This is a genomic window from Acinetobacter sp. YH12105 (genome assembly GCF_013419095.1).
GTDB classification, from domain to species: Bacteria; Pseudomonadota; Gammaproteobacteria; order Pseudomonadales; family Moraxellaceae; genus Acinetobacter; species Acinetobacter pseudolwoffii.
Genome location: NZ_VPAU01000012.1, coordinates 1 through 21,875 on the forward strand (window position 1 = coordinate 1; position 21,875 = coordinate 21,875).

The window sequence follows — 21,875 nt, forward strand, 5'->3', positions numbered from 1 at the left end:
TCAAACGAACAAATAGAGCAGATAGAATTTGCACTCAACCATCGTCCTAGAAAAACACTAGGTTGGTATACGCCTAGTGAAGTTATGGCTGGTTTTTATACTGTTGCACTTGCCGCTTGAATCCGCCTATTTAATAAAATAAATCTCAGCGACTTTATCGAGATTGGAATCAGAGAGCTCGAGTCTCCTTTCCCGCTCCAGATTCAAAAAAGCCCTGATCGAAAGATCGGGGCTTTTTTTAGGCATTGCCTATTTTAACCAATAAACGCTGACCAGCCCAAAACGAGTGCTTAGTCAGAGTTTGTCTTCATTTAAAATTAGAAAGTGACCCGCTGATAATCACGATATTGCGGTGTCCAGAAATTATGCTCAATCGCTAACTGCAAGTCCTCAATACTTACTTTAGGCGCCACCCCATCCTCAATGGCAGCAAGGGCTACCTTTAATGCAATCTGCTTTGAAATAGACTGCAAATGATCGAGACTTGGCAATAAATCCGCTTGTGGGTCTTGCAACTTAGGCGAACAATCCGCCAGAGCATTACTAGAAGCCATCAGCATATTATCTGTAACACGCTTCGCACCCGAAGCAATCACCCCCAACCCAATTCCGGGGAAAATATAAGAATTATTGCATTGTGAAATATGATGGATTTTTTCCTGATAATTCACCGGTGCAAAGGGGCTACCTGTGGCAATCAGCGCTCTACCCTTAGTCCATTGCAAAATATCTGCCGGTACTGCTTCTACCTGTGAAGTCGGATTGGATAAAGGGAAAATAATTGGCTGCACGCTATTCTCAGCCATAGCTTCAACCACTTCCTGCGTGAATAATCCCGGTTGCCCCGAAACCCCAATCAGTACTGTTGGCTTAGCATGCTTCACGACATCTGTTAATGAAATCATGGCTTCAGCATCTGCCCAGCTTTCTACATGTTCAAGAGGCTGTGCCAATTTACGCTGAAAATTTAGTAAATTCGGCTGATTTTCAGTGATCAGACCAAAGCGGTCGACCATAAAGATTCGTGCACGTGCTTCGCTATCGCTCAAGCCTTCCGCAATCATTTGTTTAATGATCTGTTCCGCAATCCCACAACCAGCTGAACCGGCCCCCAGAAATGCCACCACCTGATCTTTCAACTGCTTACCTGCTGCACGCGAAGCGGCAATTAAACTTCCGACCGAAACCGCAGCGGTTCCCTGAATATCATCATTAAAGCAGCAGATGCGATCACGGTATTTTTCCAGCAAAGGCAGGGCATTTTTCTGCGCAAAGTCTTCAAACTGAATCAATGCATCCGGCCAGCGCTGCTGAATGGCCTGAATTACCATTTCGACAAAAGCATAGTATTCATCGCCGCTGATCCGCGGTTCACGCCAACCCATATAAATCGGATCATTCAGCAATTGCTGATTATTGGTGCCGACATCGAGAGTGATCGGTAAGGTATACGCTGGGCTGATTCCACCACAGGCAGTATAGAGCGCCAATTTACCAATCGGAATCCCCATTCCGCCAATCCCCTGATCGCCTAAACCCAAAATGCGTTCGCCATCGGTAATCACAATCACTTTCACGTTCTTTTTATTAATATTGTGAATAATCTGCTCGATCTGATCGCGATCCGGATAGGAAATAAAGATCCCGCGATGACGGCGATAAATATCAGAAAAGCGCTGACATGCCTCCCCCACAGTCGGGGTGTAAATAATCGGCATCATCTCGCTAAGGTGATTTTCAATCAGGTGATAAAACAGGGTTTCATTGGTATCCTGAATATTACGCAAATAAATATGCTTGTTGATATCACTATTAAAAGCACAATATTGCTGATAAGAGCGCTGACTCTGTTCCTCGATGGTCTCGGTCACATGAGGAATTAAACCATGCAAATTAAAGCTTCTACGCTCTTCTTCAGTAAATGCAGAACCTTTATTGAGTAACGGGAGTTCTAATAAGGTATTTCCGGCATACGGAATATATAAAGGGCGTTTACTGTTCAAATTTTCTCTGGGCATTATTTAACTCTTCTAATCAATCCTCGGCACTTCGCCGAAAACAATGACATCACTATCGTTATTTTATATAGCCTATCCTGATTTTAGCCTTTTGGGGTATTTAGTAAATTGATAATGCTTTTAGCAGGATTTTATAATCTGATAACGTAGCGTGATAGGAGAGATTTTGGTTAATTTTGTAATAAATTTCTTTTATCCATCAAAAATGCTTGTTCTATTTTAAAATCTCACTGATTTAAAATGGGTTATGGCCTATTTAAATAGTGTTGATCTTTTTCATACTGCTAAGGCAGAAGATTGATTTGACAAAAAGTTAAAGCTCATCAAGGATAAAGTATAAATTCAATAATATAAATGAGTATAAAAATGAGTGAATTCCAGCCCCTTTATCAAGCTGATATTTTAGGCATCGGCTATGAGCAAGCCACCTTGAGCTTTCCAGATGACTATGAGGGCAAAGTTGTAGCAACCCTGATACGTAAAAAAGCAGCGCAGCCTACTCCTAAAGCGGTTTTATATATTCACGGATTTATTGATTATTTTTTTCAGACTGAAATGGCGGAACGCTTTAATCAGCAGGGTTTTGATTTTTATGCGCTGGATTTAAGAAAATATGGCCGTTCGATTCTGCCGCATCAGAACTATTATAATGTGCATGAGCTGTCTGAATATGATGCAGAAATTAGCCAGGCACTGGATATTATCGCAAGCGAGGGCCATGATGCTGCCCTGCTCTGTGGTCATTCTACCGGCGGCCTCATCACCACATTGTACGCGGCACATCACCCTAATCATCGGTTAATCAAAGCACTCTGGGTCAACAGTCCATTTTATAACTTTAATATGAATCCGATAAAACGTGCGCTCGGCATCCCGCAGTTAAGCAAACTGGCAAAAAATTTTCCCGACCTTAAATTTCCGAGTGAGTTAAATAAATGGTATGCCACCAGTCTGCACAAGGATTTAAAAGGGGAATGGGACTTCAGTCTGGACTGGAAAAAGACCCGCTATCCAAGGGTACGGATCAGTTTTATTCGTGCCATCTATGAAGCACAAAAAGAAATTCATCGCGGCATCGAACTCGATATTCCGGTTCTGGTCATGCATTCGCATCAGACTTTATATCCAAAAAAATGGGGCAAGGCAGCGCAAACTAGTGATGTGATTTTGGGAGTTAAAGACATTCAGAAATATGCCAAAAAAATTAAAGCTGATGTCACGGTTCAAAGCATTCAGAATGGTTTACACGATCTGATGCTTTCAGACAAATCTGTACGTGAACAGGTTTATCAGCAGCTGTTTCAATGGCTCAACAGCAAAGGACTATAATGCCGGCAAACAGGAAAGATGATTTTAGGCTCCTGTTTTCTGTTAAGTGTTTTGATTGAATAAAATGACCCTCTTGAATGTAATCCGCAACCATCAGAAATACATAAATTCTTCGATTTTTTAAGCGCCAGTTAAATGCTTATTTCTCACGATAAGCTTCGATTAAATATAAAATTTAATTCCTATACTTCATATTCCAAATGTTGTCTTTTGTAGCAAGCGTGTAATCAAAGCACCACCTGTCTTTTTCCCTCTTTATAGTAGAGCTGACTGCTGAAACTGTAGCATTTTCAATTGAGAAAATAGGGTCAGCATGTACCAATAACAATCATATAAAGGAATAGATTATGCGTTATGCAGACCCCAATACTGACGGTGCAAAAATTCAATTTAAAGCCCAATACGACAACTTCATTGGCGGCGAATGGGTCGCTCCAGTCAAAGGCGAATACTTTGACAATATCTCTCCGGTAGATGGCAAAGTCTTTACCAAAGTGCCGCGCTCTTCTGTAGAAGACATCGAATTGGCCCTGGATGCAGCGCACAAGGCCAAAGCACAGTGGAATAAGTCCTCGCCCACCACCCGTTCTAATATCCTGCTAAAAATTGCAGATCGTCTGGAACAAAATCTGGAACTGCTGGCGGTGGCAGAAACCTGGGACAACGGCAAGCCGATCCGTGAAACCTTAGCGGCCGATATTCCGCTATGTATTGATCATTTCCGTTATTTTGCCGGCTGTATCCGCGCTCAGGAAGGCGGCATTTCCGAGATTGATGAAGATACCATTGCCTACCATTTCCATGAACCGTTGGGTGTGGTTGGTCAAATCATTCCGTGGAACTTCCCGATCCTGATGGCGGCCTGGAAACTCGCACCTGCCTTGGCAGCAGGCAACTGTATCGTGCTGAAACCTGCGGAACAGACCCCGGTCAGCATTTTAGTTTTAGCTGAACTGATTCAGGACATTTTGCCGCCGGGTGTACTGAATATTGTCAATGGTTATGGTATCGAAGTCGGTCGTCCACTCGCGACCAATCCGCGCATTGCCAAGATTGCCTTTACCGGTTCAACCGCAGTCGGTCAGCAAATCATGCAATACGCCACCGAGAATATTATTCCGGTAACACTGGAACTTGGCGGAAAGTCACCGAATCTGTTCTTTGCCGACATTATGGATCAGGAAGACGATTATCTGGACAAGGCACTGGAAGGCTTTGCCATGTTTGCCCTGAATCAGGGTGAAATCTGTACCTGTCCTTCTCGTGCCTTGGTGCAGGAAAGTATTGCCGATGAGTTTCTGGCGCGTGCGGTAGAACGGGTGCAACGCATTAAAACCGGTCATCCGCTCGACACCGACACCATGATTGGTGCGCAAGCCTCACAGGAACAGCAGGACAAGATTCTGGGCTGTATTGCCACTGGCCGTGAAGAAGGTGCGCAGATTCTGACCGGCGGTGAAGCACGTCAGGAAGTGGGACAAGGTTTTTATATTGAACCGACCATTTTCAAAGGCACCAATGACATGAAAACCTTTCAGGATGAAATCTTCGGGCCGGTGCTGGCGGTGGCGACATTTAAGGACTTTGATGATGCCATTAAAATCGCCAATGACACCATTTATGGTTTAGGAGCAGGTGTGTGGTCACGTTCAGCACACACCTCTTACCGTGCAGGACGCGCGATTCAAGCGGGTCGGGTCTGGACCAACTGTTATCATATTTATCCTGCACATGCGGCTTTCGGTGGCTATAAAAAATCAGGGATTGGCCGTGAGAATCACAGAATGATGCTGGATCATTATCAACAGACCAAAAACCTGCTGGTGAGTTATTCAACCAAACCGGCTGGTTTCTTCTAAGTATGAATTTTCTCAAAAGCGAACTGCGGTTCGCTTTTTTGTTTTATTCAAGTTTTTTAATATCTGGTAAATTTTTCTGCTCTTGATCGTTGACCAGCAAAATAAAAATCTGAAAATCACAAAAACAGGAATAAAACTGTATAAAAACAAATTAATACTTTAACTTAGAAGGACTTCGCCTAAGTTTTTCATTTTTTATGCATTTTAACTGTTCAAAAAACCTGCATAAAGCCCTGGCTTTCATTTAAAGTCGGCTTTTCATGATTCCCAAGACTGTGTATAACATTGAACCACTATAGGGAAACTAATAAGCATAGGCAAAATTGCTTAAAAAGCGTTAGACTATGTACCCAATAATGTCATGATTCGGTCTGATCAAGATCAAAAAAGAAGGTGAAGGTTGATGCCGCTCAATACTGTTGAAGAGCTTGTAGCAGATATCCGTGCAGGAAAAATGGTCATCCTGATGGATGATGAAGATCGTGAAAATGAAGGCGACTTAGTGATTGCTGCCACGCACGTACGTCCTGAAGACATCAACTTCATGATCACCCATGCACGTGGTCTGGTCTGCCTGACTTTAAGCAAAGAGCGTTGCCAGCAGTTGAATCTGCCTTTGATGGTCGATGCAAACGGTGCCCAGCATGGAACCAATTTTACCCTGTCAATTGAAGCAGCCAAAGGTATTTCTACCGGGATCTCACCGGCTGAACGTGCGCACACGATTCAAACTGCGGTGGCTGCTCATGCCAAACCGGCAGATATTGTACAGCCAGGACACATCTTCCCGCTGATGGCGCAGCCGGGTGGCGTATTGCACCGTGCCGGGCATACCGAGGCAGGTTGTGATCTTTCTCGTTTAGCAGGACTGGAACCGGCTTCGGTGATTTGTGAAATCATCAATGAAGATGGCACGATGGCGCGCCGTCCGGATCTTGAAGTTTTTGCTGAAAAGCATGGTTTGAAAATTGGCACCATTGCCGACCTGATTCATTACCGCATGACCAATGAGCAAACGGTTGAGCGTCTCGATCATCAAAAACTCGACACCGAATACGGCACATTTGATTTATATCGTTATCGTGAACTGGGCAACCCGGATATTCATTTGGCCCTGGTCAAAGGCGAGCCTAAACAAGGCGTGACCACCGTTCGTGTACATGGTTTTAATCCGACCCGTGATTTGCTCAAACTGAAAAAACAGGACGGCGAACCGGCCTGGAATTTAGACCGTGCATTAAAAGAAATTTCCAATAGTGATCGTGGTGTACTGGTCTGGATTGGGCAACGTCATTTACAGGATTTGGGTCCAGCTTTAGATACCTTAAATACACCAAAAAATGTAAAATCAAATTCTGCACTGTCTCAGCAGTATCAGACCATTGGTGTCGGTGCACAAATTTTGCGTGATCTAGGCGTTGAAAAAATGAAGCTGCTCAGCTCTCCATTGCGCTTCAATGCACTATCAGGCTTTAACTTAGAAGTGGTGGAATACATCACCGCACAACAAACATCTTAAGAAATCATCGAGGTTGCTATGGCAGTTCGCCGTATTGAAGGTATGTTACATCTCGCGAACGAAGACCGTTATGCGATTTTAGTTGGTCGTTTTAACAGCTTTGTGGTTGAACATCTGTTAGAAGGTGCCATTGATACATTGAAACGTCATGGTGTATCAGAGGATAATATCACTGTTGTTCATGCCCCTGGTGCCTGGGAACTTCCTGTAGTTGCGAAAAAACTGGCAACTTCAGATCGTTTCGATGCCATCATCGCGCTTGGCGCCGTGATTCGTGGTAGCACGCCTCACTTCGATTTCGTTGCAGGCGAATGTGCCAAAGGTTTAGGCGTGGTTGGCCTGGACACTGGCTTACCTGTCATTAACGGTGTACTCACTACGGACAGTATTGAACAAGCGATTGAACGCTCTGGAACAAAAGCAGGCAATAAAGGTAGCGAAGCTGCCCTGACTGCGATTGAAATGGTTAACTTGTTAAAGGCTATTTAACGCTATGTCGCAAACACTTCAAGCAACTTATGCAGCAAAACGTAAAGCACGTCGCTTTGCTGTACAAGGAATTTATGAATGGCAAATGAGCCACAATCCGGTGCATGAGATTGAAGCACGTACGCGTGTGGAAAATGCCATGCATAAAGTGGATCTGAGCTATTATCATGAATTGTTGACTCAAGTGGTTGCCAATCATGAAGCATTGGATGCGCTCTTAATTCCGGTACTCGATCGTGAACTTTCAGCACTGGATGGTGTTGAACTCGCAACCTTGCGTCTAGGCGCGTATGAACTCAAAGAACATCTTGAGATTCCATATCGTGTGGTTCTAGACGAAGCGATCGAGTTGGCTAAACATTTTGGCGGTGCCGACAGCCACAAATACATCAACGGTGTATTGGATCGTTTAGCGACAACTTTACGTGCAGCAGAAAAGCAACAAGCCAACTAATTAAAGTCGAATTGTTGTATGGCTGAATTTTCGATTATCGACACCTATTTCAATCGCAAGAATACCCATTCTGTCGATTTAGGCGTCGGTGACGATTCAGCCTTGCTCACCCCTCCGCCTCAGCAACAACTGGTCATCTGTGCCGATACACTGGTTGCTGGACGACACTTCCCTCTCGATACAAATCCGCATGCCATTGGCTGGAAATCGGTTGCTGTTAATCTTTCCGATATTGCCGCGATGGGTGCAAAACCGCATAGTATTCTTCTGGCATTGAGCCTACCCCAAATTGATCATGACTGGCTCAAAGCCTTTAGTCAGGGTTTATATGATTGTTGCGATCAATTTGGCGTGAGTTTAATCGGGGGTGATACCACCCAAAGTCCGCATCTCACTTTATCTGTGACAGCCTTAGGCTGGGTCGATATTGGCCAAGCGGTGCCACGCTCAGGTGCAAAACCAGGTGATCTGATCTGTGTCAGTGGAACTGTCGGCGATGCTGCTTTTGCCTTAAATCATTTAGGTCATCCGCTACAGAAACGTCTGGACTATCCGACGCCACGCTGTCAGCTCGGTGCCGCCTTAAAAGGTCTGGCACATAGCATGATTGATGTCTCGGATGGTTTGGCCCAAGATCTTGGACATATTCTCAAAGCCTCGCAAGTCGGTGCCAAGCTACAACTGGAACACTTACCGATCAGTCCTGCCCTGCAGACCTTAAGCGAGGCACAAAAATGGCAGTATGCACTGGCCGGTGGCGACGATTATGAATTATGTTTTACAATAAGCCCGCAAAATTACGAAAAATTATTGCAAAAACAACTTGATGTTTCGATTAGTATAGTCGGCACAATTCAGCAGCACGGCTTAACTTTTGAAAAAGATGGCGTAGATCATTTGCTTCAATTTAATGGGTATCAACATTTTGCATAAACCTGCGATCAATTTTAAAGCCATGTCATGGACCGACCGACTGATTGTATTTAGTGGCGTTGGCTTCGGCTCAGGACTGATGCCTAAAGCACCGGGGACCTTTGGTTCGGCCTTTGCACTTTTATTTATCCCGATTTGGCTGCATCTTGATTTTCTAAACAGTCTTTTTGCCATTGCCATCATGTCCCTGATTGGCATATATATCTGCGGGCATACTGCCAAGGTCATGGGCGTTCATGATGATGGCCGTATTGTCTGGGATGAATTCGCCGGACAATCCATCACATTTTTACCCCTGATCTATCTCGGCCAGATGAACTTTCTCTGGCTGCTGGTCGGTTTTGCGCTATTCAGATTATTTGATATCTGGAAACCGTGGCCGATTCGGGTCATTGACCGTCAGGTCGACGGCGGTTTTGGCATCATGCTGGATGACATCATTGCTGGCCTGTGGGCGGCTCTTTGTATTTTGATTTATTTTTACTTCACCGTGGCATAAGCCATATTTAGGATTAGAACATGTCAACGACTGTTATTATTCTTGCTGCAGGTAAAGGCACGCGCATGCGTTCAAGCTTACCGAAAGTATTACAACCGCTTGCAGGACGTCCTTTACTGGGTCATGTCATTGACACAGCAAAAAAATTAAACGCAGATAATATTATTACCATTTACGGGCACGGTGGCGAGCAGGTTCAAGCTGCTTTTACAGCGCAAAAAATTAAATGGGTTGAACAGAGCGAACAGCTGGGGACCGGTCATGCCGTACAAATGACTTTACCTGTCCTGCCCCAAGACGGCGTATCGCTGATTCTTTCTGGTGATGTACCCTGTATTAACCCGCTTACCTTGCAAAAATTACTCGATGCCACTGCAGAAACTGGCATTGGTCTGGTCACACTCACCTTGCCAGATGCCAATGGTTATGGTCGCATCGTGCGTAAAAATGGTCAGATTCAGGCCATTGTTGAACATAAAGATGCAACGAACGAGCAACGTCAGATCCAAGAAATTAATACTGGCATTTATGCGGTCAGCAATGCCAAGTTGCATCAATGGCTGCCAAATTTAAGCAATGAGAATGTTCAGGGTGAATACTATCTGACCGATATTGTGGCGATGGCTCTGGCAGATGGTATGCAGGTTGCTTCGGTAGAACCTGAACAAGCCTTTGAAGTTGAAGGCGTAAATGACCGTGTGCAACTGGCAGCATTAGAACGTCAGTTTCAGGCATTTCAGGCCAAACAGCTGATGCAGCAAGGTGTGCATCTGATTGATCCGAGCCGTTTTGATTTGCGTGGTAATTTAACTGTCGGTCAAGATGTACAGATTGATATCAACGTGATTATCGAAGGTGATTGCGAGCTGGGCGACCATGTTGAAATTGGCGCCGGCTGTATCATCAAAAATACCAAAATTGCAGCTGGGACTAAAGTGCAACCTTATAGCATTTTTGACAATGCTATCGTCGGTGAAGATACCCAGATTGGCCCTTTTGCACGACTGCGTCCGGGTGCGAAGCTTGCTGCCGAGGTGCATATCGGTAACTTTGTAGAAGTGAAAAATACCACGATTGGCGTAGGCTCTAAAGCCAACCACTTCACCTATCTCGGTGATGCTGAAATCGGTGCCGGTTCTAATATTGGTGCAGGTACCATTACCTGCAATTATGATGGTGCGAATAAATTTAAAACCATCATTGGTGATCAGGCTTTCATTGGTTCGAACAGTTCATTGGTTGCACCTGTGAAAATTGGCAATGGTGCTACAGTGGGTGCAGGCTCGACGATTACTCGTGATGTGGAAGACAACAGTTTGGCGGTAGAACGTTCTAAGCAATTTGCCAAAGAAAACTATCCACGTCCGCAAAAAATCAAGAAATAAGGGGGAATAAATATGTGTGGTATCGTCGGTGGCATTGCAGAACGTAGCATTACCAATATTTTGATTGAAGGCTTAAAACGCCTGGAATACCGGGGTTATGATTCAGCAGGTTTGGCACTCATCAACAATAGCCAGGTCCTGCGTGAACGTCGTGTCGGCAAGGTCGCGAATCTTGAACAGGCCGTGAATGAATCACAGATCAGCGGTTCACTTGGCATTGCACATACACGCTGGGCAACCCATGGCAAACCGACTGAAGAAAATGCCCATCCGCATATTTCTGAAAATGTGGCAGTGGTTCATAACGGGATCATTGAGAACTATCAAGAACTCAAAGATGATCTTGAAGCTTTGGGTTATGTCTTTACTTCACAGACCGATACAGAAGTGGTTGCACATCTGATCAATGACGCCCTGAAATCTACCCCAAGCTTAATGGAAGCTGTGCGCCAGGTGGTACCACAACTCAAAGGTGCTTATGCCCTAGGTATCGTGCATACAGATCATCCGGATGAACTGATTACCGTACGTGAAGGTTCTCCGCTCGTCATTGGTGTGGGGATTGGCGAGAACTTTATCAGTTCTGACCAGCTGGCACTGCTCCCGATTACCAACCGTTTTATCTACCTGGAAGAAGGTGATATTGCCCGTTTGACCCGCACCACGATTGAAGTTTTTGTCGATGGTCAACTGGTCGATCGTCCGGTCAAGGAACTGGATGCTGCGGTCAGCAATGCCTCTAAAGGTGAATATAAGCACTACATGCTCAAAGAAATTTATGAGCAGCCTGAAGCGATCAAACAGACCATTTCTCAAGCCTTAAATGGCAATGACCTGCGCAAAGACTTTCTTGCCAGTGCGGAACAGGACTTCGCAAAAATCCAGCAAATCCAGATTATTGCCTGTGGTACCAGCTATCATGCCGGCATGATTGCGAAATACTGGTTTGAACAGCTGATTGATCTGCCGTGTCAGGTCGAGATTGCCAGCGAGTTCCGTTATCGTACGCCAGTCATTGTGAATCACACACTCTATGTGTGTATTTCCCAATCCGGTGAAACTGCCGATACCTTGGCTGCATTACGTGATACACAGAAACGTGCGGCGGCCAAAGGGCTAGACATCACTACGATGACCATCTGTAATGTCGCTACATCATCGATGGTACGTGAGACCCAGCATAGTCTGTTGACACTGGCAGGCCCAGAAATTGGTGTGGCATCTACCAAAGCCTTTACCACCCAGCTTGCTGCTTTAATGCTGTTGGTATTGAAAATTGGTTCGGTCAAAAATAGCATTTCTACAGAACAGATGACGAAGATCAGCACGGAACTCTGGCATTTGCCTAAAGTGATGCTGGACACTTTACGTCATGATGATGAAATTTTAGGTCTGTCTGAGCTGTTTGTTGAAAAGCAGCATTGCCTGTTCCTGGGCCGTGGCACGCACTTCCCGATCGCACTGGAAGGTGCACTCAAGCTGAAAGAAATTTCCTATATTCATGCTGAAGGCTATGCTGCAGGTGAGTTGAAACATGGCCCATTGGCACTGGTCGACAATGACATGCCGGTGGTGATTCTGGCACCGCAAGATGACATGCTGGATAAGCTGAAATCCAATATGGAAGAAGTTCAGGCACGTGGTGGCGAACTGTTTGTCTTTGCCGATGAAAACAGCGGCATTAAAGCCAAAGAGCGTCAGCATGTGGTACATATTCCGGCAGTCAATGCAGTGCTGGCACCGATTGTATATAGCATCCCGGTGCAGTTACTGTCTTATCATGTGGCAGTGCTGCGTGGTACAGATGTCGATCAGCCACGTAATCTGGCAAAATCGGTTACGGTAGAATAATTAAAATTGAATCAGGGCTGGGGAACCGGCCTTTTTTCTTCTGAATGGAGAGCCTATAAATGACCAAACTGACTTGCTTCAAAGCCTATGACATTCGCGGCAAACTTGGCACCGAGCTCAATGAAGAGATTGCCTATAAAATTGGCCGTGCTTATGGACAGATTTATCAACCTAAAACGGTGGTCATTGGCTGTGACATCCGGCTCAGCAGTGAAGGTTTAAAACAGGCCACCATTCACGGTTTAAATGATGCGGGTGTCAATGTTCTGGATCTGGGCATGACCGGCACTGAAGAAGTCTATTTTGGCGCCTTCCATCTGGATGTGCAAGGTGGTATTGAAATCACGGCCAGCCATAATCCGATGGACTATAATGGCATGAAACTGGTACGTGAAAATGCCCGTCCAATCAGTGCCGATACTGGTCTTAAAGAGATTCAGGCTTTAGCAGAATCAGATGAATTTATTGACGTCAGCAATAAAGGCAGTACTGAGAAATACAATATTCTGCCTGAATTTGTAAATCATCTGATGAGCTATATTGATCCGGCAAAAATCCGTCCGATGAAACTGGTGATGAATGCCGGGAATGGTGCAGCAGGTCATGTGGTCGATGCGATTGAACAAAAATTTCAACAACTCAATATTCCGGTTGAATTTATCAAAATTCATCATGAAGCTGACGGCACTTTCCCGAACGGGATTCCCAATCCGATTTTAACTGAAAACCGTGACAGCACCCGTGATGCGGTCATTCAGCATGGCGCAGATATGGGCATTGCCTGGGATGGTGACTTTGACCGCTGCTTCCTGTTCGATGAAAAAGGCCAGTTTATTGAAGGCTATTATATTGTCGGCCTTCTGGCTCAAGCCTTCTTGCTAAAGCAATCTGGCGAAAAAATTGTACATGATCCGCGTTTGGTCTGGAATACACTGGATATTGTAGAGCAATATCAAGGGATCACGGTTCAGTCCAAGTCAGGTCACGCCTTTATTAAAGATGTGATGCGTGAGCATAATGCGGCCTATGGCGGTGAAATGAGTGCACATCATTATTTCCGTGACTTTGCCTATTGCGATAGCGGCATGATTCCATGGTTACTGGCGATAGTAGTACTGTCTGAAACAGGAAAATCCTTATCTTCTTTGGTAGAAGAGATGATCGCCAAGTTCCCATGCAGTGGTGAAATCAACTTTAAAGTCGCTGATACCCAAGCGACCATCCAAAAACTTTTCGATCATTATGCCAATCAGCAGCCGGAGATCGATCAGACCGATGGGGTCAGTCTTAATTTTGATGCATGGCGTTTTAATGTGCGGGCATCGAATACTGAACCGCTATTGCGTCTGAATATTGAAAGCCGTCGGGATCACAATCCCCGACCAATGCAGGATTATGTCGATGAATTGACTCAGCTGATTCAGAGTTAATCTTCACGCATACAGTACAATAAAAATGGGAGCTATTCATCAAAAGCTCCCATTTTTATTTATATCGTTATAAAAATTTTAACGATAGCCATTCGGATTCTGTTTCTGCCAGTTCCAGCTATCAGCGAGCATATCTTCCAGGCCATATTGTGGTGTCCAGCTCAACTCTTGGACTGCACGGGTATTGTCTGCAAAACAGGTGGCCACATCGCCTTCACGACGAGGGGCTAATTCAAATGCAATCGCAACCCCATTCACTTGCTCAAAAGTATCTTTAACTTGTAGCACTGAAATGCCATTACCTGTACCAATATTCCAGGCACGGCAACCTTGCGCAGTTAAACGATTATTGAGGGCACATAAGTGTGCATTGGCTAAGTCAACTACGTGTATATAATCGCGCACTCCGGTACCATCCACCGTGTCATAATCATGACCGAAAATAGATAGCTTTTCACGACGACCGACTGCCACTTGAGTCACAAAAGGCATCAGGTTATTGGGAATACCTTGTGGATCTTCGCCAATCTGGCCACTTTTATGCGCGCCGACCGGATTAAAATAACGTAATAAGGCAATCGACCAATGTTCATCCGCCACAGACAACTTTTCCAAGAGCTGTTCAACAATCAGTTTGGTATAGCCATAGTTATTGGTCGGCATTCCGGTAGGCATTTCTTCGTTTAAAGGTGAAGGATTATTTTCGCCATAGACCGTGGCTGAGGAACTAAACACCAGTTTAAAAACCTGTGCGCGCTGCATCGCCTGAACCAGGCTGATTGAACCGGCAATATTATTGTCAAAATAAGCCAATGGTATTTGCTGGCTTTCTCCGACCGCTTTCAGACCGGCAAAATGAATCACGGCCTCAATCGAGTGTTGCTGAAATACCTGATCTAATAATTGAGCATCACGGATATCACCTTGTATAAATGTCAGGCTTTTTTGGGTCAACTGTTGCACCCGATTTAAAGACTCAGCAGCGCTATTGCACAGATTATCTAAAACCACCACCTCATGGCCGGCATTTAATAACTCAACACAAGTATGCGAACCAATATAGCCTGCCCCGCCCGTTACCAGAATTTTAGCCATGCTGCTTCCCTAATAAAATGTTAATTAAACCTTGAGTTGAACCATCCAGACCACCTAGCTCAGACTGTTCACCATTCAAAATAGGCAGCAACTGGTTGGCAATTTCCTTACCTTTTTCCACGCCCCACTGGTCAAATGGGTTGATATTCCACAGCACCGATTGCACAAAAACTTTATGTTCATATAGAGCAATCAGCATACCCAGACTATAAGGATTCAGCTCTTGCATCAACAGCGTACTGCTCGGTTGGTTGCCTTCATACTGTTTATAGGCTGGCAAGCTCTCTAATTCTTTTGGGTCCAAAGCCTCATTACCAAAGGCCAGTAAACGTGATTGCGCCAAGCAGTTAGACAGGGCCAAATGATGCTGTTCAATTAATGCTTCGGCACTGTCTGCATAGGTATATTGTTGACTGTTATAACGCTTGACTGGCGCAATAAAGTCACAACTCACTGACTGCGTACCTTGATGGAGGAGCTGATAAAAAGCATGTTGCGCATTCGGTCCCACTTCGCCCCAAATAATCGGACAGGTATCCAGCTGAACTTTTTCACCATCACGTTGAATCGACTTACCGTTGGATTCCATTTCCAGCTGTTGCAAATAAGAAGCAAAGTATTTCAGTCGTCCATCATAAGGCAGGATCGCATGGGTCTGAATATCCAGAAAATTGTTATTCCATGCACCCAAGAGCCCCATCAACACCGGAATATTGCGCTCAAAAGGCTGATACTGAAAATGCTGATCGACCGCATAGGCACCGGCCAGCAGCTGCTTAAAACCTTCAATGCCGATACTCAGTGCAATCGGCAATCCGATACAGGACCACAGTGAATAGCGACCACCGACCCAGTCCCACAACAGTAGCTGGTTTTCCGGAGCAATTCCCCAGGCCGTCATTTTCTCCGGCTTGGTAGAAACTCCAATAAAATGATGTTTCAGAATATAGGGATGCTGACCCAAGGCTTTTTCCAGCCACAAGCGTACTGTCTGGGCATTGGTCAGAGTATCAATCGTGCCAAATGATTTGGACGAAATAATAAATAGCGTGGTTTCCGGACGCAGTTGATGCAACAACTCGGACAGCTGACTGCCATCCATGGTCGAGACGAAATGCACATTGAGTGGCTGGGCAGACTGGTATTTAAAATCCGATAAGGCATGCGTAACCATTAGAGGGCCAAGATCTGAACCACCGACCCCAATATTGACCACATCCTGAATCACTTCACCGGTGGCGCCACGACGCTGCCCGGCATGGATTTGCTCGACCAAGGCATACATGCGCTCAAGTTGAGCATGCACATCAGCGGCCAGATCCGCATGCTGCTGATCCTGTGCTGGCAAGCGTAATGCCCAATGCATGGCAGCACGTTGCTCGGTATAATTAATGTCCTGATTTGAAAATAAAGACCCGATCCAGGATCTTAGGTTTTGTGCATCTGCCCATTCAATCAGGCCCTGCATCACCGTACTGTTCATTCTGTGTTTACTATAATCGAAGACCAGCTGTTCAAACTGAATTGAATATTTGTTAAAACGCTGGGGGTCTGCGGCAAACAGTTCTCGTAGATGCACCGCATCAAGTTGTTCTTTGCTCGAGGCGAGTTTTTGACACACCATTTCAGTATTTAGATCTGGTTTAAGCTGACTTAACATTAACGTCCCACCCCAATATAATTAAAACCACGCGCCTTGATATAGGCCGGATCATACAGATTACGCCCATCCAAAATCAGGGGATGCTGCATCAGTTTAATGAGGTGTGGATAATCTGGACTACCATACTGCTTCCAGGCAGTCATCAAACATAAGGCATCCGCACCTTCGACGGCCTGATATTGATCTTCACACAGGATTAGATCCTGCCGTATCCCATAGACTTTTTTAATATTGGCCAATGCTTGCGGATCATGCAGTTTGACCGTCACCCCTTGCGCCCATAATGCAGTGAGCATGGCATGCACTGGAGATTGCTGGATGCTCGGGGTATTTTCTTTAAAGGCTGCGCCCCAAATCGCCACCACTTTTCCCTGTAAATCGCCACGGAAATAATTCCATAGTTTGCGGAACAGTAATTCTTTTTGTTGTTCGTTAATCTCCCAGACCTGTTCCAGTAACTGGTTTTTCACCCCCGAATCTGCTACCGCATGCGTTAAGGTGCGGATATCATGCGAGAAGTTCTCTCCACCAAAACCGACTCCTGGAAACAAATAGGCGGAACCAATCCGGTTATCCGCAGCCATGCCCTGACGCACCTGTTCAATATCAATCCCAAGTTTTTCTGCCACACTGGCCAGATCATTCATATAACTGATCCGGGTGGCCAGCATGCCGGAAATACTGAGTTTGGTAAATTCGGCATCCAGTACCGGCATAAACAGATACTGCTGCGCACGCGGAAACAAGGGGCGTAACAGCTCTCTGATTTTAGCCTGTGCATCTGCATGATCACAGCCCACGATCAGCTGCGTGGCCTGAACAAAACTACGCAGGGCATTACCTTCCTGAATAATATCGGGCAGATAAATCCAGTCATCATTCGGCAGCAGTTGCTGAAAACGTTGGGTACCATGCAAGCCAAAGGTCGAAGCATTAATCATCAGCTTGGGATGAGCAAAACAGGCATGCCGAATGGTATCCAGCATCTGAAATGCCTGCTGCTCTTCGGTGGCGTTAAAACTAAAGAAAAAAACATCCTGATTAAAATCCAGATGCTGAAAATCACAACAGTTTAAAAAACCGGATTTTTCCTGTTTTTGCAGCAATGACTGCAAGGATTCATCCTGAAAATAAGTCCGGGCTGGCTCATCTGCACTGAAGCTGTTACACCACACCACCTGATGACCACATTCAGACAAAAGGGCCGAAATGACCCCGGAAAATAAGGTTTTCCCCAGTACTGCGACTTTCATAGTATTCCTTTGTTATTATTTTTTATTATAAAGCGAGTTCTTGGATCAACGCTTTAAACTCGCGACCAAGCTTGGGATGATCAACCCCATAATGTAATACAGCTTTAAGATAGCCGAGCTTGTTGCCACAGTCAAAAGTTTGACCTTTCATACGATAAGCTTCCACTGCTTCAGTCTGCTGTAACATGGCAATCGCATCGGTGAGCTGAATTTCATTGCCTGCCCCGCGTGGTGTCTGTTCCAGAAGCTGCATGATTTTTGCCGGCAGGACATAACGTCCAACCACAGACAGATTCGATGGTGCAGTGCCGACTGCCGGTTTTTCAACAATCCCTTGCATGACAATGCTTTCGCCTTCGGCCGGAGATGCGGCCACATCGACAATCCCATACTGGTCCACCAGATGTTCAGGTACCGCTTCGACCATGATTTGTGCTGCTTGAGATACATCATAGCGTTGAATCATGCGAGACAAATCATTTTCCGGATCCTGATCCTTGACCAGCACATCTGGTAATAATACCGCAAAATCTTCATCGCCAATCACGGCTTTGGCACAGAGTACTGCATGACCTAAGCCCAAAGGCTGCGGTTGACGTACACTAATAATACTTACACCGCTAGGCAGAATTTCAGTAATTTCTTTAAGTAAATCGGTTTTGTTTTTTTGCTCAAGTGTGGTTTCAAGTTCAAAATTACGATCGAAGTAATTTTCAATCGATGCTTTTGAAGAATGTGTCACCAAAATAATTTGTTCAATCCCGGCGGCTACCGCTTCACGGACCACATATTCAATCGCCGGACGATCAACCACAGTGACCATTTCTTTGGGAATCGATTTGCTGGCCGGTAAAAAACGCGTACCGAGGCCGGCCACAGGAAGAATTGCTTTCTTAATCATATCTATAAATAACCTAGTTCACTTGAATGTCATTACCACGTACATAACCATCGACATAGTATTCCAGCTGCGCCAATGCCCATTCAATATCGGCTTGCGTCGCTGAAAGTTCATGCATCCGTTTAAAGACCTCCAGGATTTCTGCCAATGGATAATGCTTCTCGACTGATCTCAAAATACGCTTATGCGAGGTAATTTCTGTATTTTCTTCATCAATCAGCAGTTCTTCATACAGCTTTTCACCCGGACGTAAGCCGGTATATTGAATTTCAATATCACCATTTGGATTTTTTTCTTCACGGACTTTGAGTCCACTGAGTGAAATCATTTGTCGTGCCAGATCCTGAATCCGTACCGGTTCCCCCATATCCAGCAAGAACACATCGCCACCGGTTCCCAAAGCACCAGCCTGAATCACCAGTTGCGAAGCTTCCGGAATGGTCATAAAGAACCGGGTCACTTCGGGATCGGTCACGGTAATCGGGCCACCTTTGGCAATCTGCTGTTTAAACAGCGGCACCACCGAGCCAGAAGAACCCAGCACATTACCAAAGCGCACGATACTGATCTGGGTCTGATCCTGAGCTTCTGCCATAGCCTGACAATACAGCTCTGCCATGCGCTTGGTCGCACCCATCACGTTAGTTGGACGTACCGCTTTATCGGTTGAAATCAGTACAAAGGTTTCGACGCCTTTTTTCACCGCAGCATTGACACTAAATGCCGTTCCCACCGCGTTATTTTTCAGGCCTGCTAATGGGTTACACTCCACCAGAGGGACATGTTTATAAGCCGCTGCATGATAAACTGTTTGTATCTCATATTGTTCAATCACCCGCTCCAGCTTGCGTTCATCCAGTACTGAGCCCAGGATTGGAATAATGTCACATGATGCTGTAAGACGTAATTCTTTATCAATACTATATAAAGCAAATTCTGTCAGTTCATAAATGATAATTTTCGCCGGCTGGTTTTTAATAATCTGGCGACAAAGCTCAGAACCAATTGAGCCACCTGCACCAGTCACCATCACCACTTTATCTTGAATATTTTTGGCTAAAAGTTCTGCAACCGGAGGGACAGGATCGCGGCCCAGCAAGTCAATAATATCCACTTCCTGAATATCGGAAATTCGAATTTCACCATCGACCAGTTTAGTCAGGCCGGGAATCTCGGTAATTTTAAGATGCGCCGGTTCTAAAAATTTAACGATTTCACTTTTACGTATCCGCCCGACTGAGGGCAGTGCAATCAGAATTTCACTAATCTTTAATTTAGGGAGATATTTCAAGGCAATATCTGGTAAATAAACTTGAATACCCCCAATATTTTGGCCATTTAAAGATGGATCATCGTCAATAAATATAATCGGCACATGCTCATTGGAGCGATTTAAGGTGGCTGCCACCTGCTGCCCTGCATTCCCAGCGCCGTAAATCGCGATCCGTTTTTTAGGCACTCCGGCCTGTAAATAAGAACGCACGATAAAACGGATAAAACCGCGGCTAAACCAGACCCAGGCAAACATCATAAAGCCAAACATCAACGGGATGGATGTCGGAATAAAGGCATGTGTGCTATAAGCCAATAAATACAGACCAATCACGGATAAGATCGTTGCCAAACCCAGTTTAACAATAAAAAATTCATTGAAGGTACGCACAATAAAGCGATATACACCGCAGAGAAATAGAGCCAATACAGCAATAGCACTGACCCAAACCGCACCAAAAGGAATATTGGGTACAACTTCTGCGCCGAGGTCAAACTGGCGGATGGCATAACACAGCCAGATTAGAACAGGGAAAATACAAAAGTCTAAAATGACTAAAAATGCGAGTTTTGCTGAACGTGGAGATTCGACTAAAGGCAGGATGATGGACTTCACGTGATATGTCTTCTCAATAGTACTTAATAAGTTTCAATCCAATTTAGGTATTAGAATGACTAAATTGAAACTTGGGTAAATTTATCAAATGCACCTGTTGGTGCATTCTACGTGATTGAATCATGATTAGATTATATGCGACTAATGATCTGCTGGATGGCAGATTCAGTTGTTTGAATATTATTTTCTGTTAATGTCGGATGGACCAAGAACATCAAACTGGTTTCACCGAGTTTTTGCGCATTTTGCAAACGCTGTGTCGGTCGCCATGCTGTACCATCAAAAGCATGCTCCAAATACACCTCGGAACAAGATCCACTAAAACATGGCACACCCAAGGCATTCATCTCTGCCATAATCCGGTCACGTGACCAGCCTTCAGGCAACCGATCTGTATTGACCTGCACATAACATTTATATGCGGCATGGACATACTCATCGGATGGGCGATGCACGCTAAAATATGGACTGTCTGCAAATGCAGCATAAATTTTTTCCATATTGGCCATGCGTTTTGCAGTCCACTCCGGCATCATTTTAAGCTGAATACGTCCAATCACCGCCTGCATTTCCATCATGCGCCAGTTGGTACCAAATGAATCATGTAACCAGCGGAATCCCGGTGGATGCTGTTTGTTATAGATGCTGTCAAAGTTCTTGCCATGGTCTTTATAAGACCACATTTTTTTCCACAGGGTTTCATCATTGGTGGTGACCATACCGCCTTCACCGCCCGTGGTCATGATCTTGTCCTGACAAAACGACCAGGCTGCGATATGACCGATGGAACCGGCCGACTTGCCTTTGTATTTTGCCCCATGCGCCTGTGCACAGTCTTCAATCACATACAGGCCTTTTTCCTGTGCCAATTGCATGATCGGATCCATGTCACACATCCAGCCTGCCAGATGCACACAGATAATCGCTTTGGTATTTAAGGTCAGTACTGCTTCGATGGTTTCAGCAGAAATATTCTGTGAATCCAGCTCAACATCAGCAAAAATAGGATTTGCTCCAGCGGTAACAATCGAACTGGCCGATGCCAGAAAGGTGCGTGAGGTGACAATTACATCATCCCCGGCGCCAATCCCTAAGGCTTTCAAAGCAACATCGAGGGCCACGGTTCCATTGGCTAAAGCCACTGCATACTGGGTTTCTGCAAACTGGGCAAATTCTTTTTCAAACTCACGGCATTCTTGCCCTGTCCAGTAGTTGACTTTATTCGACAATAAAACCCGGGAAACCGCATCCGCTTCTTTCTGGGTAAAACTTGGCCATGGTTCAAATGTAGTATTTAACATGATGTGTC

At 45.1% G+C, this 21,875-nt stretch carries 17 protein-coding genes and 1 pseudogene; 11 read left to right on the plus strand and 7 right to left on the minus strand.

The window, feature by feature from the left end; all coding sequences use genetic code 11:
• Positions 1–120 (plus strand): annotated as a pseudogene (locus tag FTU44_RS09705) (IS30 family transposase); the annotation flags it as partial.
• A 197-nt stretch (positions 121–317) separates the two neighbouring features.
• Here FTU44_RS09705 and FTU44_RS09710 read toward each other — a convergent pair.
• The gene (locus FTU44_RS09710) at positions 318–2,018 is read right to left on the minus strand and encodes an NAD-dependent malic enzyme (RefSeq protein ID WP_180050394.1); all 1,701 of its coding nucleotides are present in this window, start codon (positions 2,016–2,018) and stop codon (positions 318–320) included.
• A 366-nt stretch (positions 2,019–2,384) separates the two neighbouring features.
• On the opposite strand from FTU44_RS09710, the gene FTU44_RS09715 reads away from it, so the two are divergent.
• The 10 genes from FTU44_RS09715 to FTU44_RS09760 all read left to right on the plus strand — a co-directional run bounded on the left by FTU44_RS09715 (position 2,385) and on the right by FTU44_RS09760 (position 13,766).
• Positions 2,385–3,347, plus strand: coding sequence for an alpha/beta hydrolase (locus tag FTU44_RS09715; protein ID WP_180050396.1), 963 nt, complete (start codon positions 2,385–2,387; stop codon positions 3,345–3,347).
• 347 nt (positions 3,348–3,694) lie between these two features.
• Positions 3,695–5,206, plus strand: coding sequence for an aldehyde dehydrogenase family protein (locus tag FTU44_RS09720; protein WP_180050399.1), 1,512 nt, complete (start codon positions 3,695–3,697; stop codon positions 5,204–5,206).
• A 403-nt stretch (positions 5,207–5,609) separates the two neighbouring features.
• Positions 5,610–6,725 carry a bifunctional 3,4-dihydroxy-2-butanone-4-phosphate synthase/GTP cyclohydrolase II gene (ribBA, locus tag FTU44_RS09725; RefSeq protein ID WP_004728811.1) on the plus strand — a complete coding sequence of 372 codons (1,116 nt, stop codon included), beginning with the start codon at positions 5,610–5,612 and terminating at the stop codon, positions 6,723–6,725.
• Positions 6,726–6,743: 18 nt separating this feature from the next.
• Positions 6,744–7,214: a 6,7-dimethyl-8-ribityllumazine synthase gene (gene ribE, locus FTU44_RS09730; protein WP_044109358.1), complete on the plus strand. Its 471-nt coding sequence runs from the start codon at positions 6,744–6,746 to the stop codon at positions 7,212–7,214.
• A 4-nt stretch (positions 7,215–7,218) separates the two neighbouring features.
• Entirely contained in the window at positions 7,219–7,668 is a 450-nt protein-coding gene (nusB, locus tag FTU44_RS09735; protein ID WP_004728813.1) for a transcription antitermination factor NusB, read from the plus strand.
• Positions 7,669–7,686: 18 nt separating this feature from the next.
• On the plus strand, positions 7,687–8,601 hold the full coding sequence (gene thiL / locus FTU44_RS09740) for a thiamine-phosphate kinase (RefSeq protein ID WP_159138734.1): 915 nt from the start codon (positions 7,687–7,689) through the stop codon (positions 8,599–8,601).
• A complete protein-coding gene (locus FTU44_RS09745; protein WP_159138735.1) occupies positions 8,579–9,100 on the plus strand; it encodes a phosphatidylglycerophosphatase A in 522 nt (173 codons plus the stop codon). The genes thiL and FTU44_RS09745 overlap by 23 nt, the downstream gene beginning before the upstream one ends.
• A gap of 20 nt (positions 9,101–9,120) precedes the next feature.
• Positions 9,121–10,485, plus strand: a complete 1,365-nt coding sequence (gene glmU, locus FTU44_RS09750; RefSeq protein ID WP_159138736.1) for a bifunctional UDP-N-acetylglucosamine diphosphorylase/glucosamine-1-phosphate N-acetyltransferase GlmU — start codon at positions 9,121–9,123, stop codon at positions 10,483–10,485.
• Positions 10,486–10,497: 12 nt separating this feature from the next.
• A complete protein-coding gene (gene glmS / locus FTU44_RS09755) occupies positions 10,498–12,336 on the plus strand; it encodes a glutamine--fructose-6-phosphate transaminase (isomerizing) (protein ID WP_180050402.1) in 1,839 nt (612 codons plus the stop codon).
• Positions 12,337–12,395: 59 nt separating this feature from the next.
• On the plus strand, positions 12,396–13,766 hold the full coding sequence (locus FTU44_RS09760) for a phosphomannomutase CpsG (RefSeq protein WP_180050405.1): 1,371 nt from the start codon (positions 12,396–12,398) through the stop codon (positions 13,764–13,766).
• A 78-nt stretch (positions 13,767–13,844) separates the two neighbouring features.
• Here FTU44_RS09760 and galE read toward each other — a convergent pair whose 3' ends face one another.
• The 6 genes from galE to FTU44_RS09790 all read right to left on the minus strand — a co-directional run bounded on the left by galE (position 13,845) and on the right by FTU44_RS09790 (position 21,867).
• Positions 13,845–14,861 (minus strand): UDP-glucose 4-epimerase GalE, encoded by a 1,017-nt coding sequence (galE, locus tag FTU44_RS09765; protein ID WP_180050408.1) that lies wholly within the window; start codon positions 14,859–14,861, stop codon positions 13,845–13,847.
• Positions 14,854–16,485: a glucose-6-phosphate isomerase gene (gene pgi, locus FTU44_RS09770; protein ID WP_257226476.1), complete on the minus strand. Its 1,632-nt coding sequence runs from the start codon at positions 16,483–16,485 to the stop codon at positions 14,854–14,856. Before pgi ends, galE begins: the two co-directional genes overlap by 8 nt.
• Before the next feature lie 35 nt (positions 16,486–16,520).
• Positions 16,521–17,777 carry a nucleotide sugar dehydrogenase gene (locus FTU44_RS09775; RefSeq protein ID WP_005094718.1) on the minus strand — a complete coding sequence of 419 codons (1,257 nt, stop codon included), beginning with the start codon at positions 17,775–17,777 and terminating at the stop codon, positions 16,521–16,523.
• 25 nt (positions 17,778–17,802) lie between these two features.
• Positions 17,803–18,678 (minus strand): UTP--glucose-1-phosphate uridylyltransferase GalU, encoded by an 876-nt coding sequence (gene galU / locus FTU44_RS09780; RefSeq protein WP_180050414.1) that lies wholly within the window; start codon positions 18,676–18,678, stop codon positions 17,803–17,805.
• Positions 18,679–18,691: 13 nt separating this feature from the next.
• Complete coding sequence (locus tag FTU44_RS09785) at positions 18,692–20,566, minus strand: nucleoside-diphosphate sugar epimerase/dehydratase (RefSeq protein WP_180050417.1); 1,875 nt, start codon at positions 20,564–20,566, stop codon at positions 18,692–18,694.
• A 131-nt stretch (positions 20,567–20,697) separates the two neighbouring features.
• Positions 20,698–21,867, minus strand: a complete 1,170-nt coding sequence (locus tag FTU44_RS09790; protein ID WP_180050420.1) for a DegT/DnrJ/EryC1/StrS aminotransferase family protein — start codon at positions 21,865–21,867, stop codon at positions 20,698–20,700.
• Positions 21,868–21,875: the final 8 nt, after the last annotated feature.

Bases quoted from the DNA above. Each gene is read 5' to 3' on its own strand.
- FTU44_RS09710 (WP_180050394.1), bottom strand. From the start codon at position 2,018: ATGCCCAGAGAAAATTTGAACAGTAAACGCCCTTTATATATTCCGTAT.
- FTU44_RS09715 (WP_180050396.1), top strand. From the start codon at position 2,385: ATGAGTGAATTCCAGCCCCTTTATCAAGCTGATATTTTAGGCATCGGC.
- FTU44_RS09720 (WP_180050399.1), top strand. From the start codon at position 3,695: ATGCGTTATGCAGACCCCAATACTGACGGTGCAAAAATTCAATTTAAA.
- ribBA (WP_004728811.1), top strand. From the start codon at position 5,610: ATGCCGCTCAATACTGTTGAAGAGCTTGTAGCAGATATCCGTGCAGGA.
- ribE (WP_044109358.1), top strand. From the start codon at position 6,744: ATGGCAGTTCGCCGTATTGAAGGTATGTTACATCTCGCGAACGAAGAC.
- nusB (WP_004728813.1), top strand. From the start codon at position 7,219: ATGTCGCAAACACTTCAAGCAACTTATGCAGCAAAACGTAAAGCACGT.
- thiL (WP_159138734.1), top strand. From the start codon at position 7,687: ATGGCTGAATTTTCGATTATCGACACCTATTTCAATCGCAAGAATACC.
- FTU44_RS09745 (WP_159138735.1), top strand. From the start codon at position 8,579: ATGGGTATCAACATTTTGCATAAACCTGCGATCAATTTTAAAGCCATG.
- glmU (WP_159138736.1), top strand. From the start codon at position 9,121: ATGTCAACGACTGTTATTATTCTTGCTGCAGGTAAAGGCACGCGCATG.
- glmS (WP_180050402.1), top strand. From the start codon at position 10,498: ATGTGTGGTATCGTCGGTGGCATTGCAGAACGTAGCATTACCAATATT.
- FTU44_RS09760 (WP_180050405.1), top strand. From the start codon at position 12,396: ATGACCAAACTGACTTGCTTCAAAGCCTATGACATTCGCGGCAAACTT.
- galE (WP_180050408.1), bottom strand. From the start codon at position 14,861: ATGGCTAAAATTCTGGTAACGGGCGGGGCAGGCTATATTGGTTCGCAT.
- pgi (WP_257226476.1), bottom strand. From the start codon at position 16,485: ATGGTGTGTCAAAAACTCGCCTCGAGCAAAGAACAACTTGATGCGGTG.
- FTU44_RS09775 (WP_005094718.1), bottom strand. From the start codon at position 17,777: ATGAAAGTCGCAGTACTGGGGAAAACCTTATTTTCCGGGGTCATTTCG.
- galU (WP_180050414.1), bottom strand. From the start codon at position 18,678: ATGATTAAGAAAGCAATTCTTCCTGTGGCCGGCCTCGGTACGCGTTTT.
- FTU44_RS09790 (WP_180050420.1), bottom strand. From the start codon at position 21,867: ATGTTAAATACTACATTTGAACCATGGCCAAGTTTTACCCAGAAAGAA.